Source organism: Paenibacillus harenae DSM 16969 (assembly GCF_000422465.1).
Taxonomy (GTDB): Bacteria; Bacillota; Bacilli; order Paenibacillales; family Paenibacillaceae; genus Pristimantibacillus; species Pristimantibacillus harenae.
In genome coordinates this window covers 235,444-252,757 of the sequence record NZ_KE383846.1, presented here as the reverse complement: position 1 = coordinate 252,757, position 17,314 = coordinate 235,444, and the positions used below count along the sequence as shown (strand labels likewise).

At 52.6% G+C, this 17,314-nt stretch carries 10 protein-coding genes and 1 riboswitch; of the genes, 9 read left to right on the top strand and 1 reads right to left on the bottom strand.

Features of this window, described 5'->3' with window-relative positions; translation table 11 throughout:
• Positions 1-304: 304 nt before the first annotated feature.
• Together H581_RS39185 and H581_RS0131575 are read left to right on the top strand one after the other, a co-directional pair.
• On the top strand, positions 305-5,995 hold the full coding sequence (locus H581_RS39185) for a 5'-nucleotidase C-terminal domain-containing protein (RefSeq protein WP_029192736.1): 5,691 nt from the start codon (positions 305-307) through the stop codon (positions 5,993-5,995).
• A gap of 184 nt (positions 5,996-6,179) precedes the next feature.
• Complete coding sequence (locus H581_RS0131575; protein WP_036720720.1) at positions 6,180-7,136, top strand: DNA-binding transcriptional repressor DeoR; 957 nt, start codon at positions 6,180-6,182, stop codon at positions 7,134-7,136.
• Between the two features lie 253 nt (positions 7,137-7,389).
• Here the strand turns inward: H581_RS0131575 and H581_RS0131570 are convergent, their stop codons facing one another.
• A complete protein-coding gene (locus tag H581_RS0131570; RefSeq protein WP_029192734.1) occupies positions 7,390-8,235 on the bottom strand; it encodes a bifunctional 5,10-methylenetetrahydrofolate dehydrogenase/5,10-methenyltetrahydrofolate cyclohydrolase in 846 nt (281 codons plus the stop codon).
• A 64-nt stretch (positions 8,236-8,299) separates the two neighbouring features.
• A riboswitch (ZMP/ZTP riboswitch) is annotated at positions 8,300-8,378 on the bottom strand.
• Between the two features lie 488 nt (positions 8,379-8,866).
• Here H581_RS0131570 and H581_RS0131560 point away from each other — a divergent pair.
• The 7 genes from H581_RS0131560 to H581_RS0131530 all read left to right on the top strand — a co-directional run bounded on the left by H581_RS0131560 (position 8,867) and on the right by H581_RS0131530 (position 17,173).
• Positions 8,867-10,600 carry an ABC transporter ATP-binding protein gene (locus tag H581_RS0131560; protein ID WP_029192733.1) on the top strand — a complete coding sequence of 578 codons (1,734 nt, stop codon included), beginning with the start codon at positions 8,867-8,869 and terminating at the stop codon, positions 10,598-10,600.
• Between the two features lie 3 nt (positions 10,601-10,603).
• Positions 10,604-12,343 (top strand): ABC transporter ATP-binding protein, encoded by a 1,740-nt coding sequence (locus H581_RS36060; protein ID WP_051251511.1) that lies wholly within the window; start codon positions 10,604-10,606, stop codon positions 12,341-12,343.
• Positions 12,344-12,444: 101 nt separating this feature from the next.
• Positions 12,445-12,723: a hypothetical protein gene (locus tag H581_RS0131550; protein ID WP_029192732.1), complete on the top strand. Its 279-nt coding sequence runs from the start codon at positions 12,445-12,447 to the stop codon at positions 12,721-12,723.
• Between the two features lie 302 nt (positions 12,724-13,025).
• Entirely contained in the window at positions 13,026-14,180 is a 1,155-nt protein-coding gene (locus tag H581_RS0131545) for a Gfo/Idh/MocA family protein (RefSeq protein ID WP_245600217.1), read from the top strand.
• A 77-nt stretch (positions 14,181-14,257) separates the two neighbouring features.
• Positions 14,258-15,016 carry a sugar phosphate isomerase/epimerase family protein gene (locus H581_RS0131540; protein WP_029192730.1) on the top strand — a complete coding sequence of 253 codons (759 nt, stop codon included), beginning with the start codon at positions 14,258-14,260 and terminating at the stop codon, positions 15,014-15,016.
• A gap of 71 nt (positions 15,017-15,087) precedes the next feature.
• Complete coding sequence (locus tag H581_RS0131535) at positions 15,088-15,936, top strand: AraC family transcriptional regulator (protein WP_245600216.1); 849 nt, start codon at positions 15,088-15,090, stop codon at positions 15,934-15,936.
• Between the two features lie 181 nt (positions 15,937-16,117).
• Positions 16,118-17,173, top strand: a complete 1,056-nt coding sequence (locus tag H581_RS0131530; protein WP_029192728.1) for an oxidoreductase — start codon at positions 16,118-16,120, stop codon at positions 17,171-17,173.
• The last annotated feature ends 141 nt before the right edge of the window (positions 17,174-17,314 follow it).

The window sequence follows — 17,314 nt, the reverse complement described above, 5'->3', positions numbered from 1 at the left end:
AAAATGTTCCGCAGTATACTAGCCAATATAAATTATGTCAGTTTATATGACATTTGATCGGATGACTCAACCAGCTTGGGCCCAAAGCGTAGATCCCCCTTACTTCATCGTGCAAACAGTCTGTTACGGATGGCATGCATGCAATGTAGAAAGGGGATTTTTTGTTGTTGTCTCTGAACAAATGTTCATGTTTACTAGAAATTAATTTCATTTTGACGCGCAGCATACAATTTTTCACTACTCTATTAGAGTGTGTATTGCTAGTTTTTATGAGATTACGGGATGGAGAGAGGAGAGAGGTCAAATGCAGCGTTGGATGAGACATATAAAGAGACAAGCTAGTATCATGTTGGCGACCGTTATGGTTGTAGGAGGTATTCTGGGGAGCTTAGGCGTTCCCGTGCATGCGGCAGATGCTGGTCATGTTGTGATCTCGCAGGTATATGGGGGCGGGGGGAACAGCGGAGCAACGTTAAAAAATGATTTTGTTGAGTTGTATAATCCGACGGAACAAGACGTAATTTTGACCGGTTGGAAGGTAAGGTATGCCAGCGCAACCAGCAAAGCAGGGAGTCTCATTACCTCTACTAATATTACGCAATTAGTAGGAACAATCAAAATCAAAGCCAACGGTTATTTTCTGATTCAGCAATCGGCAGGCACAGGTGGAACGAAGGATCTACCTGCACCTGATTATACAGGAACAATTAACATGGGAGGCACCGCTGGTAAAGTAGATTTAGTTGATGATGAGGGCGCAGTAGTTGATATGATCGGTTTTGGATCAACTGCCAACGAATACGAGGGAATGGGTCCAACTGCTAATCTATCCAGTACGTTAGCGGCTATTCGCAAACCGAACACAACGGACAGAGGCCTTGATACGGATGATAACAGTGCCGACTTTACGACGGGCACGCCTTCGCCCCGCAATTCCGCTTATGGCAGCGTAGTGGAAAATGTAACCGCAGAGCCGGGGGCCGGTATCGTTACGGCAGGGACATCGGTCGTACTATCTACGCCAACAGTCGGCGCGAGCGTATATTACAGCGTATACGGCGCAGCCGATCCGCAAGTCGATCCGCAGGACTTTGAATGGTATCAGCCGGGCGTGACGACGATTACCGTTACAGAGCCAACCACGATTCATGCTTATGCGAAGAAGGACGGCTTGGCCGACAGCGAAACGCTTACCTTCTCTTATACAACAAGCGACATCAAGTCAATTGCGGATGTCAGAGTGTTGGTGGCCGGCTCAAGTGCGCTTATTCAAGGAACAGTTACTTATAAAGAGATTTCAGGCGGGCAAGTGAATTTGTATGTTCAGGACAGCACAGGAGGAATTGTCGTTAGAGGACCAGGGCTTGCGGCAGAAATCGGCGATGTTATAAGAGCGTCCGGTTCGGTGCAACCGTACTTTGATTTAGCTCAGCTGATTGTCGAGACAAGCGCCGTTACAGTTGAGGAATCGAATGCCGGCGTTCCGACTCCGGAGTTGATCCAAGGCTCAGGAGTGGGCGAGACGGTTGAAGCAGAGCTTGTCACCGTCGAAAAGGTGACGGCAGGTGCCGGAAATCAGTATAACGAATTCTCCATGACGGATTCCAGTGGTAGTTTTTATGTTAAATCTGCGTTGCTGGAGTCAGGTAAAACCTATGAGCGCATTACCGGCGTCGTAACTTATTCGTTTGGCAAATATATGATCATCCCTCGCTCTGCATCCGATGTCGTGGAGAAGGTGCTGGCCGTTACGGCAAATCCGTCTCCTTCGGGATTGATTCAACCGAATACATCAGTTACATTAGCAACTCCCGCAAACGGCGGAAAAATTTATTTTTCCACTGATGGAAGTGCGCCTGATGCAATCGAAGCAAACGCCTATTCAACTCCAATAGTTATATCAGCAGATACGGAGATTAAGGCGATTGTTGTTGCCGGCGATGCGACAAGCGAGGTTTTCACTTTCTCCTACAAACTTCAACAATCGTATGCTGATTTGAAAATACATGAAATTCAATCAGCGGCTCATGTATCTCCATATGCAGGCCATATGGTAACAGAAGTAGAAGGTATCGTTACGATGAAACGCGATGACGGAAAATGGTTCCTACAGGCGTCCGATGCGGATTGGGATAGCAATGATGCTACGTCGGAAGCTATAATGATCGAGCCAAAACCATCAGTTTCGATAAGTGTAGGCGATAAAGTCTCGATCTCAGGTACAGTTCAAGAGGTAAAAGAAAAAGGTTATGCAGATGCAAAAGATTTGACCACGACACAAATCGCGGCTTCTTCCTTAACGGTTCTCTCAAGAGGCAACACAACTCCTGAACCGGTTGTCATAGGCGATGATCGAATACAACCGACCAGCGTTATCGATAATGACGGGATGACTGTTTTTGATCCTGAGGAGGATGCTTTGGACTTCTATGAAAGTCTGGAGGGCATGCGAGTACAATTGAACGATGCGCATATTGTGGGTCCGCTAAACTTTGAAGTCCCTGTAGTACTGGGCGATCCATCCGCTACTGGAGCGATGACTCCGGCGGGAGGCATTATCCTGACGGGTGAAGACCTTAACCCTCAGCGGATCCTTATTGCTGGGAATCCTAAGCAAAAGGTGAAGACAGGTGACAAGTTCGACGATTCTATCGTTGGTGTAATGTCTTATGATTACAGCAATTATAAAGTAATCCCAGAAATTCTTCCGACTGTAACTGCGAGTGCGAATACGAGGCAGGAAACATCTATTGCCCCTACAGATGATAAACTGACGGTTGCTTCGTTCAATATCGAGAATTTCTGGAACAATCCGAGCAATTCGGAAACGACGCGTAAAAACAATATCGCCAAAGCGATTGTCACAAATCTCAAAAGCCCGGATATCGTGGCGCTCATAGAGGTTCAGGACAACGACGGAACAGCCAATAACGGCGTAACCGATGCCAGTAAAAGTTATGAGGCATTGATCGCAGCAATTGCTGATAACGGAGGACCTGTTTACAGCTATACCGATATCGCACCTGAGAATAACAAGGACGGCGGAGCCCCAGGCGGCAATATCCGTGTCGGCTATTTATACAACCCGGTACGTGTCGGATTAATCGAGAAGGCGGCAGGCAAAGGTACGGCCACAACAGCTGTCAGCTACGGCGAAGGCGGGCTTTCGCATAATCCTGGACGCATCGATCCGGCTAATGAAGCTTTCGAATCATCGCGCAAACCGCTCGCGGCGGAGTTTGAATTCGAAGGTGAGAAGGTTGTAGTCATCGCAAACCACTTTAATTCCAAAGGCGGGGATGAAGCCCCGTTCGGCGCGGTTCAACCGCTTCCGGAGACTCTTGGCAGCGAAGTGCAACGTCATAAGATTGCTGAGGTCGTAAACGGGTTTGTACAATCGATCTACGAGCAGGATGCGAAAGCAAATGTCATTGTACTCGGCGACCTGAACGACTTCCAGTTCTCGAAGACACTGGAACTGACTAAAGGCAATGTATTGACAAATCTAGTGGATACGCTGCCTGAAAATGAACGTTATTCCTATGTGTATCAAGGAAATTCTCAAACGCTGGATCATATTTTGGTAGATAAGAAACTGGCTCCCTACTCTACTATTGACATCGTTCATATCAATGCTGATTTTGATGCAGCGCAAGGACGCGTCAGCGACCATGATCCGCTCCTCGTTCAGGTTGACCTGAAAGGGAAGAAGGAAGCGCCATTCACGATGACGCTGATGCATGTGAACGATACGCATGCTCACCTGGAAAATGTGGCTCAGCGCATAACGGCGATAAAAGAAATTCGCGCCGAAGAGGCGAATACTATTCTGCTTGACGCGGGTGACGTATTCTCGGGGACGTTGTTCTTTAACAAATATTTGGGTCAGGCGGACCTTGAGTTTATGAACGATATCGGATATGATGCAATGGTTTTCGGTAATCACGAGTTCGATAAAGGACCGCAGGTTCTTGCGGATTTTGTGGAGAAAGCCAACTTCCCGTTTGTGAGCGCAAATATTGATTTCAGCCAGGAATCCGAACTTAGCGGTTTTGTAGCCCAACAGGCTGTTGGTAAACCTGCAGAAGGCGGGAAGATCTACGATGCGGTTATTTTGGAGGAAGGCGGCGAGAAGATCGGCGTATTCGGCCTAACGACTGAGGATACGAAGTTCTTGGCTTCGCCGGGTGAAAACATCGTATTCGAGGATTATCTCGCAAAAGGGAAGCAAACCGTCGAGATGCTTAAGGCGGAGGGGATTAATAAAATCATTGCATTAACTCATCTTGGTTATGAATTCGATAGAATACTAGCCGATGAGGTGGAAGGTATCGACGTTATTGTCGGAGGACACAGTCATACAAAACTTCCGGCTCCTGTCGAGGTCTTGAACGGAAATGTTCCGACGATTATTTTGCAGGCTGAGGAATACGGTAAGTACTTGGGTCGCGCGGACCTGACGTTTGACGGGGACGGCGTGCTTACCTCTTGGGAGGGTGTGCTGCTGGATTCGACGAAGTATGCGGCTGACGCATCTGCGCTCGCGAAACTCGCCCCTTACAATGCTGGTATAGCTGAAATTAAGGCCGAAGTGATCGGCAAAACGGATGTGCTCTTGGATGGGGAAAGGAATAATGTCCGTTCGAAGGAAACGAATCTCGGCAATTTGATGACAGACGGCATGCTTGCCAAAGTAATGAGCATACCTGAATTCAAGGACTTAGAAGTAAAGGGCTTTGTTGCCATCCAAAACGGCGGAGGTATTCGCACATCGATCTCGAAGACGGCAGTGGGTAAGACGGACGGGGACATTACGCTCGGTGAATTACTGACGGTAATGCCTTTCGGCAATAACCTGACAGCGCTTCGTATGACGGGTCAGGAGATTGTAGAGGCGCTGGAGAACGGAGTGAGTGGTCTCGAGACGGGCCAAGGACGTTTCCCGCAAGTTTCGGGCTTGCGGTTCTACTACGATTCGACGAAGAAGCCGGAAATTCAAGACACGAACGGAAATGTGACGCAAGCTGGAGAGCGGATCATCAAGGTCGAGATCAAGAATGATAACGGCACTTTCAGTCCAATCGATCTGAATGGCTACTATATGGTAGCAACGAACTCCTTTATTGCAAACGGCGGTGATTTCTACCGTTCGATGAAAGCGGCAAAGGATGCCGGCCGTCAGCATGAAATGAACATAGTGGATTATGAAGTCTTCTGGGAGCATTTGGATCGGGTTGGTACGGTTAAAACGGGAATCGAAGGCAGAATCGTCGATCTGAAAGGAAGTTCGCTGCCGGGCGAAGGCGGCGAGAATTCGACGCCGACACCAACACCAACGCCAACGCCAACACCAACACCAACACCAACACCAACACCAACACCAACACCAACACCAACACCAACACCAACACCGACACCGACACCGACACCTGCTCCGGAGGAGCCGGAAATTTCGTTCACGGATGTGGGCAGCCACTGGGCTGCGAAGTCGATTGAGGAAGCGGTGAAGACGGGCTTCATTAAAGGTTACGGTGACGGAACATTCCGTCCGGACGCAAAGACGACCAGAGCGGAATTCGTTACGATGGTCGGCCGGGCGCTCAAGCTGGAAGCCGCAGAGAGCGGGCTGGATTTTGCCGATGCAGGCCAAGTGCCGGCGTGGGCGAGTGCCTTCTTCGCCCAACTGATCGAAGACAAGGTGATCGCAGGGTATGAGGATAACACGCTGCGCCCGGCGAATCCGTTGACGCGGACGGAAATGACCGTCATTCTGGTACGCGCGCTAGGCATTCCGGTTGATCCGGATGTTACGACTTCCTTTACGGATGCAGCCGCAATTCCGGTATGGGCGCGGTCGTATATTGCAGCCGCGCATCATGCGGGCTTAATTGAAGGAATGGGCGGCAACCGCTTTGAGCCGCAATTAAACGCGACGCGCGCTGAGGTTGTAACGCTGCTGCTGTCTGCATTGGAGTACAAGAAGAGTAAGCAATAGTGAAGCGATAAGATAATTTCATCTTAATTTGGAAAGCGTCCCGGCCACGTGACTTCATGTGGTCCGGGACGTCTTACGTTCGTGACCGTTTCAATCGCAAGCAGACTTTTATTGTCATTTGAACAGTCGTTTGATATAGTTTGGATGGAAAAATGAGAGATTTGCCGGAAAGTGTGGAATAGGGATGGCGGATGAAAGATCGGAAGATAAGCTTAGTAAAATGATAGATGCGGCAAAGCTTTACTATGAATTAAATCATACCCAGGAAGAGATCGCTCAGAAGCTTGGCGTATCCCGGCCCACGATCTCGCGTTTTCTGCAGCAGGCGAAGGATGAGGGATATGTTCAAATAAAGATCGTTGATCCTTGCGGGAACAAGGATGCGCTTGCCGTGCGGCTGGAGTCGAAGTTCGGGTTGAAGAAAGCATTAATCGCCTCGGTGCCGCAATACGAGGACGCCGTGGTCAAGAAATATATCGGCGAGGCGGCGGCGAATTACCTGTATGATACGGTCAAGGACGGGGATATCATCGCCACGACTTGGGGAACCACGCTTTATCAGATGGCGATACAGCTGAAGGATAAGCCAGTCCGGGACATTAAGGTCGTGCAGCTTAACGGCGGCGTCAGCCATTCGGAGACGAATACCTATGCGTATGAAATCGTCCATTTGTTCGGCAAAGCCTTTCATACAATGCCGTACTTCATCCCTCTGCCGGCGCTCGTCGATCACAAGGTCGTGAAGCAGACGATTGAGACGGACCGCCATATCCGCAATATTTTGGAGATGGGCAAGCTGTCTAATATCGCGGTTGTGACCGTAGGAGCGCCGACCGAGGATTCGGTGCTGATCCGGGCGAATTATTTTACCGAAGCGGATTTGGAGATCATACGGACGAAGGGGGCCGGCGACATTTGCTCCCGTTACATCGATACGGCCGGCGCCATCTGCTCGGAGGAGCTCGACCAGCGCACCATCGGTATTAGTCTGGAGGAGTTAAAGAAGAAGGAGCAATCGATTCTCGTAGCCGGAGGGGCAAAGAAGGTTGACGGCATTTACGGAGCGCTCAGCGGCGGGTATGTGAACGTGCTTATTACGGACCAGTTTACGGCCAGATATTTGCTGGAACGGGAGAACTGAAGAGAATCTGCATGGCAGAGGCAGACGAACGGCAAACGGTAAGTTCAGTTATTGACGCTAGCCCGGAAAAACGGCTTTGATCAATAGAATAGATTCAACTATTGAGACTAACCATGAGAAAGGAGGGACATTTACGACGATTAGAAGAGGATAGCTTCAAATATTGAAACTGGAAAGTTCATAACAAAAGTAAATGGGGGAGTTAATTTCAGATATTGAAATTAACTCCCCTAATTGTCCGATAGCGCGACGGCTACCGGCCAGCCGCTTTCTCTGCCGCATCGATCGTATGCTTCAGCAGCATCGCAATCGTAACGGGGCCAACACCTGCAGGTACGGGTGTGATGGCGCTCGCTCTGGTTAAGCATGCGTCGTAGTCGACGTCTCCGACATTCCCTTCGTTATAGCCGGCGTCGAGCACAACGGCTCCTTCGCGTATCCAGTCTCCTTGAATGAACTTTGGCCTTCCGACCGCGGCGACGACGATATCTCCTTCTCTAAGCAGCTCAGGCAGGTTCGTTGTTTTGGAATGGCAGATCGTCACGGTTGCGTTCCGGTTCAGCAGCATCAGCGAGACGGGCTTCCCGAGAATCGGGCTGCGTCCGACGACGACCGCGTGCTTCCCTTCCATTGGAATCTGGTAGTAATCAAGAATGGCGATAATCGCTGCCGGCGTGCAGGAAGGGTAAGCCGCATAGCCGAAAGCATTTTGGGCAAAACCTAGCGTTGTCACGCCGTCCACGTCTTTGTCGATACCGATCGATTCGAATGCGGCCCGTTCGTCGATTTGATGGGGAACCGGATGCTGGAGCAAGATGCCGTGAACAAGCGGGTCATCATTCAGCTGCCGAATTAATTGGATAAGTTCCTCGGTTGAGGTGCCGGCATCCAAGTGAATACGCCGCGAATCCATGCCCAGCTGCTTGCAGGCATTTCCCTTCATGCGCACATAGGTCTCGGAAGCCGGATCGTCGCCGACCAGGATGGTGGCCAGGCATGGAATTGTCCCTTTTGCGGCGAGCGCCTCTACCCTTTCTTTCAGCCGTTCCTTGATTTCACCCGCAACACGGGCTCCGTCCAAAATAAGTTTTTCCGTCATTGTCAACCTCAGCTCCTTCGAATCGTATTCGAAAAACATAAAAAGGCAAGGGGGATGTCCCCTTACCTTTTGCCCAGGCGTACGGCTAATGATCTGCGCGCTCCCTCATGGTTACCCATGCTCCGCCAGTTACGCACAGCTTTGAATTGGTAAATCCATCGTAACAGTTGAACCGGATAATCACAACACTTTTGTACGAATCCGGATAAGAAGCGCTGTGCTATAATAGCTTTAAGTTTTTAGCGCCGCGCCGGGAGAACGTTCTCTTAGCTATATAAGTTGAACCAGAGAATTGCGCGACTCGAGTGGAGAGATATGGCTAACACATGCCACTTGATGAGTTTAACGGCCACTACATACGTTATTTGTGCAATATCGGCCATTATAAAAATGTAACGGAGCTGACAGACGCTATTTCCCGATATCAGCTCATTTTCGGGCTGAAAATCTCCGGATAAGGTCTGTAGCAGCCGTTACAAATTTGAAACGTGCTTTTTTAGGCAAATAAGGGCTCAGACAACCGTTAGAGTGAGAATGATTAAAATCATTCCTCATGCTGCCTGGTGTACGGTAATTCATTTGTTCAAATTATATAGATTAAGAGATTATCATGAAAGTTTGAGGTGTTTGCTTGTTCAGGCTTGCTGGGTTTCTCAAAAAATATTGGTTGTCCGCCTTCTTGGCCCCGCTCTTCATGCTGCTCGAGGTCTGGATGGATCTGCAGCAGCCGAAATGGATGGCGAGTATCGTCAATGAAGGCATGATGAAAGGCGATCTCGGCCATATTGCCGCTACGTCGCCGAAGATGCTGCTGGCTGCGCTTATCGGCCTGCTTGGGGGCGTCGGCTGCACCGTGTTCGCCACCATCGCCTCGCAAAGCTTCGGCGCCGATCTAAGGCAGGAGCTGTTCCAAAAGGTTCAAGCGCTCTCGCTCCGTACGCTCGACCGCTTTGGGTCCGGCTCCATCGTAACCCGTCTGACTGGGGATATCACGCAAATTCAAAATCTGGTTTTTCTGCTTCTTCGCGTCTTTGCGCGCGATACGTTCATCATTGCCGGCAGCTTCGTGATGGCGTACTCGATCAGCCCGCGGCTGTCTGTTATTCTGCTGGCCATGCTTCCGCTGCTTGCGGCCTTTCTTATCGTGACGACCCGATTGACGGTGCCGCTTTTCTCGAAGATGCAGCAAAGGCTGGATCATGTGAATACGGTGATGCAGGAGAACTTGTCCGGTATACGCGTAATTAAGGCATTTGTACGCTCAAGCTACGAGGAGGAGCGCTTCGGCAAGGCGAACGGGAGTCTGCTCCGCGCCAGTTTGAAGGCGGCGAAAATCGTAGCGCTCAATACGCCGCTGATGTCGGTCATTTTGAACTTTAGTATCGTCGTTGCCTTGTGGTACGGAGGCATGCTGTCCGAGAAGGGGGCTTTGTCGGTCGGCAGCCTTGCCGCCTTTTTGACCTATATTACGCAGCTGCTCTTCTCCACTCTGGGGCTTGGCAACCAGTTGATGGCGATATCGCGCGCGAAGGCATCCGCCGACCGTATTAACGAGATATTAGCCGTACCTGCGGATAACCAGGGTGCACGGGCAGCGCAAGCGGGCGGGAAAGCTCCCTCTGCAATACGTGAAGGCCGTCTTTCCTTTGAGTATGTCAGCTTCAGCTACGACGGGGATCGGGATAAAGCGGTTCTTCGTGATATTCATTTTACGGCGGAGCCCGGAGAGACGATTGGCATCGTCGGGGCGAACGGATCGGGCAAATCGACGCTCGTCAGCCTGATACCGAGGCTGTACGACGTGACGGAGGGCGTCATTCGTATCGATGCTCTGCCGGTCGGCGAGATTGATCCCGGGGAGCTGCATCGCGAGGTCGGCATGGTGCTGCAGCAGGCGCATCTGTTCAGCGGCACGATTCGTGAGAATATTAGTTACGGCAAGCCGGAATCCACGATAGAAGAGATCGAGGCCGCCGCCAGAGCCGCGCAGGCGCATGAATTTATTATGAAGCTGGAGCAAGGCTACGATACCGTTCTCGGACAGCGCGGCGTCAATTTGTCCGGCGGGCAGAAGCAGCGCTTATCGATTGCGCGGACGCTGCTGCTCAAGCCGAAAATCGTCATTCTCGACGATTGCACGAGCGCGGTCGATTTGAACACGGATCTGCTGATAAGGAAATCGCTGCAAACGGTCATGAAGGACAGCACCTGCCTCATTATCGGGCAGCGAATCGCGTCTATTGAAGAAGCCGACCGGATTCTCGTGCTGGAAGACGGTCGAATTACCGCAATAGGCACCCATCGGGAGCTGCTTGGGCAAAGCGGGCTTTACCGGCAGATTGCTATATCGCAGCAAGGAGCGTAACGGATGAATCATACGTTTTCTACCCTAAAAAGACTCTGCGCTTATTTATTCCAACAACGTGCCAGGCTGATTGCGGTTATTGCGCTTACGATCGCTGCGGCTGGTCTCACACTTGCGGGGCCTTATCTGCTCGGGGTTGCGCTTGACGATTATATTATTGCGGAGCGCTATGACGGCTTGCTGCCGATTTGCCTTCTGATGCTAAGCGTATACGGGGCAGGCAGCCTCGTGAGCTGGCTTCAGGCGTTTTTCCTGGCGGATGTGTCACAGCGGACGGTGTGGCGGCTTCGAAAGGATTTATTCGTTCATTTTCAAAAGCTGCCGATCCCGTTCTTCTCCGGCAAAAGCCACGGCGAGCTCATGAGCCGGACGACGAATGATATCGACAATGTGACAAATACGTTGAATCAAAGCCTTATTCAAATTATTTCCAGCGTCATTATGCTGATCGGCTCCTTCACGATGATGCTGATCCTGAATGTCTGGCTGACGTTAATCGCTCTGGTTGTTATCCCTCTGATCGTCTATGTGTCGAAGCGGATCGCGAAGATCACGCAGCGGCAGTTCAAGGGTCAGCAGCAGGAGCTTGGCAGTTTGAACGGCTTCATTGAGGAAACGGTATCCGGGCAGAAGGTCGCCCTGCTGTTCCATCAGGAGGAGCGGATGGCCGGACAGTTCGGCGAAGCGAATGCCAGACTGAAGAAGGTTGGCATCAAGGCGCAAATTTATTCCGGGTCCATGGGGCCGTTCATGAACATGTTCAGCCATATCAGTTACTTGATTATTGCCGGCGCCGGCGGCTGGCTGGCTGTTCGCGATCTGGCAACAGTCGGCGTTATTATCAGCTTTCTGGGTTATTCCCGGCAGTTCAGCGGACCGCTGAACGAAGTCGCGAATCAATTTAATTTGATCCAGTCGGGTGTTGCGGGCGCGGAGCGGGTGTTCGAGATGATGGACATTCCTTCGGAATACGAGGATAATGAGGGCGGCAAGCAGGCGTTGTCCATAACGGGCAAGGTGGAATTCCGCCAGGTTCAATTTGAGTACGCCGAAGGCACCGCCGCTTTGCGAAATATTAGCTTTACCGCAATGCCGGGGGAGACGATCGCGTTAGTCGGGCCTACGGGCGCCGGCAAGACCACGATCATTAACTTGATCGGACGTTTCTATGACATTACAGGCGGCCAAATTTTGATAGATGATGAGGATATTCGCGGACTGGACAAAAACAGCCTGCGCAGACAGCTTGGCATTGTGCTGCAGGATGCGCATTTGTTCTCGGGAACGATCCGCGAGAATATCCGCTACGGCAAGCTGGACGCCACGGACGCGGAGGTGGAGCAGGCAGCCGTTCAGGCGAATGCGCACGGCTTCATCGTCAAGCTGGAGAACGGTTACGAGACGCTGCTGTCTGCGGAGGGCGGCAACGTCAGTCACGGGCAGCGGCAGCTGATTACGATTGCCCGCGCGATATTGTCCGACCCGGCGCTGCTCATCCTCGATGAGGCGACCAGCAGCGTCGACACGCTGACGGAGCTGCAAATTCAAGAAGCGATGAAGCGTCTGCTACAGGGAAGAACAAGCTTCGTCATCGCGCATCGTCTCAGCACGATTCGCCATGCGGATACGATTCTGTTCATCAAGGACGGCGAAATCGCTGAACGGGGGAGCCATGAAGAGCTGATGGCCCGCAGAGGGTTGTATGAACGGCTTCATGGCAGTCAGCTGGTTCGGGAGGCCTAATGGGGGGAAACTTTGGGGCGCGCGAAGAAAGGCAGCAAGGATGACTTGCGCGCCAATATGGTACAATAAGACGAGTATGACAATTAGGAGATGACAAGAAAATGAGCGAACAAATCAATGAGCAGGAGCTGCTTAGCTACATAGCGACAGAGACGGATGCCGACGAGAAGCTGATCAAGCTCGTGCTGAAGCATGAGCAAGCCTTCATTAACAATGCCAAGGAAGACAAGAACGGCGAGGTCGAAATCGACAGCGACGAGCTGGTTGATTATATTCTCAGCCGCCCGGACGTCAAGTCGAACGAGCTGGTGGTCGAATCGATATTGGATGCCGAAATGGATTATTTGATGGACAAAGGCGTTGCCGGTTACGTGGACTGACATCCGGTACATGAATGAAGACTCCTGCCTGGGAAATTGGGCGGAGTCTTTTTTTATTGCGGACAGCAGCTTTAGCGCAAATAGACGGCATAGAACCGTGCGGCATGAAGGTACGGTTAACGGTTCGGGCGGAGCCTCCGCCTTTTATGCATAGTAATGTCAAATAAGTCGTGCATTTCAATATAAAACTGTAAAAAAGGGATGTGTAAGCGTGTCCATGTCAGGGGTGAATATCAAATTAGTCCAGTTTTTGTTCGGGATCATCCATTGAGATCGGGACGTTCGTGGTCCATAATAGGAGCATGCAAGTCCAAGTCCATTATCAGGCGGAGAGGAAGATCCATATGCGCAAAATCAAGATCGGTGTCATTGGTGCGGGAGTCATCAGCAACATTTATTTGAAAAACTGCACGGGAATGTTCGATAACATTCTGGAGGTCAAGGCGGTTGCGGATCTGGTGCCGGAGCTGGCCCGGAAGCGCGCGGAGGAGTACAATATCCCGCATGTGTATACGGTGGATGAATTGTTGGACGATCCGGAAATCGAAATCGTGCTCAACCTGACCGCGCCGGCCGCGCACGCGCCGCTGAATTTGAAAGCGCTGCATGCCGGCAAACATGTCTATACGGAGAAGCCGTTCGCGCTGAACCGCGCGGATGCGGATGAGGTGCTTGCCTTAGCCGGGCAGAAAGGCTTGCTCGTCGGCTGCGCGCCGGACACGTTCCTTGGCGCAGGCATTCAGACCTGCATCAAGCTGATCGACGACGGCTGGATCGGCACGCCGTACGCGGCCAGCGGCACGATCATCATGGGCAACGCTTCCGGCGGCATGCATCCGAACTTCCAGAACTTCTTGAAGCTTGGCGGAGACCCGATCATGGATATGGGCCCCTACTATTTGACCGCGCTGGTCGCGATGCTTGGACCTGTCCGCCGCGTTACAGGTTCCGCCCAACAGTTGAACAAGGAAATTACGATTAAAAATCCGAAGTCGCACGCGTACGGCAAGACGGTTCCGGTAGAGGCGCCGACGAACGTCACGGCTGTGCTGGATTTCGCAAGCGGCGCCGTCGCCAGCCTGCAAGCGGCCAAAGAAAGCTTCGGCTATGCGCCCCGGCTTGAGGTATACGGGACGGAAGGAAATCTGATCGTGCCCGATCCGAATTTCTTCGGCGGCGCGGTTTCGATCAGATTTGCAAGCGGCGAGCTGAAGGAGGTTCCTCATTCGCATCCTTATGCGGAGGAAGGCCGCGGCATGGGCGTAGCCGATATGGCTTACGCGATCCAGTCGGGACGTTCGAACCGCGCAAGCGGAAGTCTCGCGCGCCACATCCTTGATATTTCGCTCGGTATTTTCGAAGCGTCCGATACGGAGAAGCATGTACGACTTGAGTCTACCGTCGAACGTCCGAAGCCGCTGCCGCTTGGTCTTAAATACAACATGCTTGATTCATAATCTCCTATAATTGGAGCATATCCATTACAGCTGCGTCATACAGGGCTAAAATTCCGAAAAGGCCAGGTGAATCGTCCATGAAACAATTTCCGGTTGCCGTCCAGCCATATACGATTCGTGAAGCGCTGTCTCAGGATTATGAAGGCGCTCTTGAAAGGGTAGCCGCAATCGGCTATAAAGGCATCGAGCTTGGCCGTCCGCCGCAAGGCATAACGGTTGCCCGCCAGAAAGCGCTGCTGGACCGGCTGGGATTGAAGGTTATCGGCACGCATGCCGGCTTCGATACCTTCGATTTTGACGCTCATGCGATTGCCGATTACCTCGACGAGGTGGACGGCGGACGGTTCGTTGCGATCTCACTTCGCTTCTCATCCCGTGAAGACGTTCTGGAGAAAGCGAAAAAAATGAATGAGGCCGGCGAGATTTTCCGGAAGCGCGGCATTACGTTCCTCTATCATAATCACGACTGGGAATTCGAGAAATTCGGCGGCGAATACGCGCTAGATATTCTGCTGCGCGAGACGGACCCGGAATTGGTGCAGACCGAGCTGGACACCTACTGGATCAAGAAGGGCGGCGAGGATCCGGCTGCATACCTTCGGAAGCTGAAGGGGCGCGCGCCGCTGCTCCATATCAAGGATGTGGAGAAGGGGGAAGAGCAGTTTTTTGCCGAGATCGGCGAGGGCGTGCTTGACTTTAAGGAAATTGCCGGCGTTGCGGAGGAGATCGGCGTGCAATGGCTCGTCGTAGAGCAGGACCAGAGCCGGCGCGATCCGTTCGATAGCCTGCGCATCAGCTACGAGAATTTGACGAAGCTCGGCATTATGATGCCGTAGCTTGGAGGAGGGGGGCGGCTCCCGTTCATATCCATGATTATTTGCCGGTTATCCATATTGCGGGCGATGTCGTGAAGAAACCCGGGACCGGCATTTCCCCTCGGGTTCTTAACGACTATGAGCTGTTGTTTTTTCCGGACGGGTCGGAAAGCGTGTACCGGGTCGAGGATGAGACCTATATCCTGCGCGAGCCAAGCTTCATCATCACCCGTCCGGGCGAGCGCCATCTCTACGAATATGATACGAATCAGCCGACGAGACATTTGTTCATTCATTTCGGCTTCGAGCGGAATCCGGCTATGCTGCCTGATCTGGCTATTCTAAGGCAGGGCGGACCGTCGCGCGTGACTGGGGGCAGCGAGCTGGCGCTAGGCATGATGAAGCAGATTCTATACTTGATGTATGCCGTGCCGGATCGGATGCATCAGAGGTGCGGCACCCTTCTGCTTGCGGTTCTGCAAGAAATCAACGGCCTAATCGAAGACGGACCTCTGGCCTCGCAGACCAGCCCGATTCCTCCGCAGCTGGTGAAAGCGCTCGATTATATCGAGAAGCACCTGGAGGAGCCGTTGTCCGTAGAGACGCTCGCGCAGACGGCCGGCTGGACGCATGAGCATTTCTCGCGTTCTTTCGTCAAGCATCTCGGACGGACGCCGCGTGAAGCTATTATTCATAAACGGGTCGACCGCGCCTGCCAGCTCCTGCTCCACGAAGAGAGGAGCGTGAAGGAAGTGGCATATGCAGTCGGCTTTGCGGATGAGAATTACTTCAGCCGGGTGTTCAAGTCGGTCAGAGGAATTACGGCAACGGAGTATCGCAGAAAGCACTCCAATCCGATCTATAAGGATCTTGTTCCGATCAGCGACGGCGATTCGCTGTATCCGCCGAACCGGATTTTATACAATATGTGGACACCATGACCGTTCGGGACCGGACGGCGCAAAGGAACAGGTGAATCAGGGGAAGCAAGAGAAGGAGAGCAAGAGAGCAAGAGAGAGCAAGAGAGAGCAAGAGAGAGCAAGGAGAGTATCGGGTAGGATCAGGGAGTATCGGGAACAGCGCCGCGATTCTGCCCAAGTAAGTGCGAAGGGGGATATTGTTATGGATCGAGTAATCAACGTCGGACTGATCGGTTACGGCTTCGCCGGCCGGACGTTTCACGCGCCTGTCATCGCTTCGGTGCCGGAGCTGAAGCTTGCCGCCGTCGTGCAGCGAAGCGGGGACGGCGCCAGAGAACGTTACCCTTGGGTAAGGATCGTCCGGGATGCGGAGTCGCTCTACGCCGATCCGTCGATCGGCCTGATCGTCGTTACGACGCCGAGCACGGACCATTATTCATTCGCTAAGGCTGCGCTGCTGGCCGGCAAGCATGTCGTCGTCGAGAAGCCTTTCACCGCGACGGTTGGCGAAGCCGACGAGCTGATCGGGCTGGCCCGCGAGAAGGGTCTCGTGCTCAGCGTCTTCCATAACCGCCGCTGGGACGGCGACTTTCTGACGCTCAGCCAGGTCGTCCGGAAGGGGGTTCTTGGAAGGCTGACGGACGCTGAGTTCCGTTGGGAACGCTTCAGCCCGAATGCCAATCCGGAGCGATGGCGCGACAGCGGCGGTCCGGGGACGGGCGTATTTTATGATTTGGGGGTGCATTTCCTGGATCAGGCTCTTTCGTTGTTCGGCACACCGCTTCAGATCAACGCGGATATACGGGCGATTCGCGACGGCGCCAAGTCCGACGATGCGTTCGACGTGACGCTGACCTACGGGAACGGCTTACGGCTGGCGCTTCGATCAATGCTGCTTGCCAGGCAGCCGGGACCGCGTTATACGCTGCATGGCACGTCCGGCACATTCGTCAAATACGGCGAGGATCCCCAGGAAGGCGCGCTCAAAGCAGGCCTTTCGCCCGGAAACCCCGGATGGGGCGCCGAGCCGGAGGAAAGCTGGGCCACGCTTGAGGCAGAGCTGGACGGCTTGCGCTTCAGCGGCCGGATTCAGACCATCCCCGGCAGCTACCAGTCGTATTATTGTAACGTAGCCGGGGCGATCAACGGGACAGCCGAGCTGGCCGTGAAGCCGGAGGAGGCGCGGATGGCGGTGCGGCTGATCGAGCTGGGCCTGCAGAGCGCAAGGGAACAGCGCACGGTAGAGGTAACGCCTTAACGGGCGGGATTATGTGAAGCTTGTACTTAAACAGCTCTTAGAGAGCGTCGGCAGTTTACAGAACAGGAAATCAAGGGTAAAAGTGCCGTTTATTTCACTCGTATGGCGACTATTGGGCGAATCAAAGGTAAAAGTGCCGTT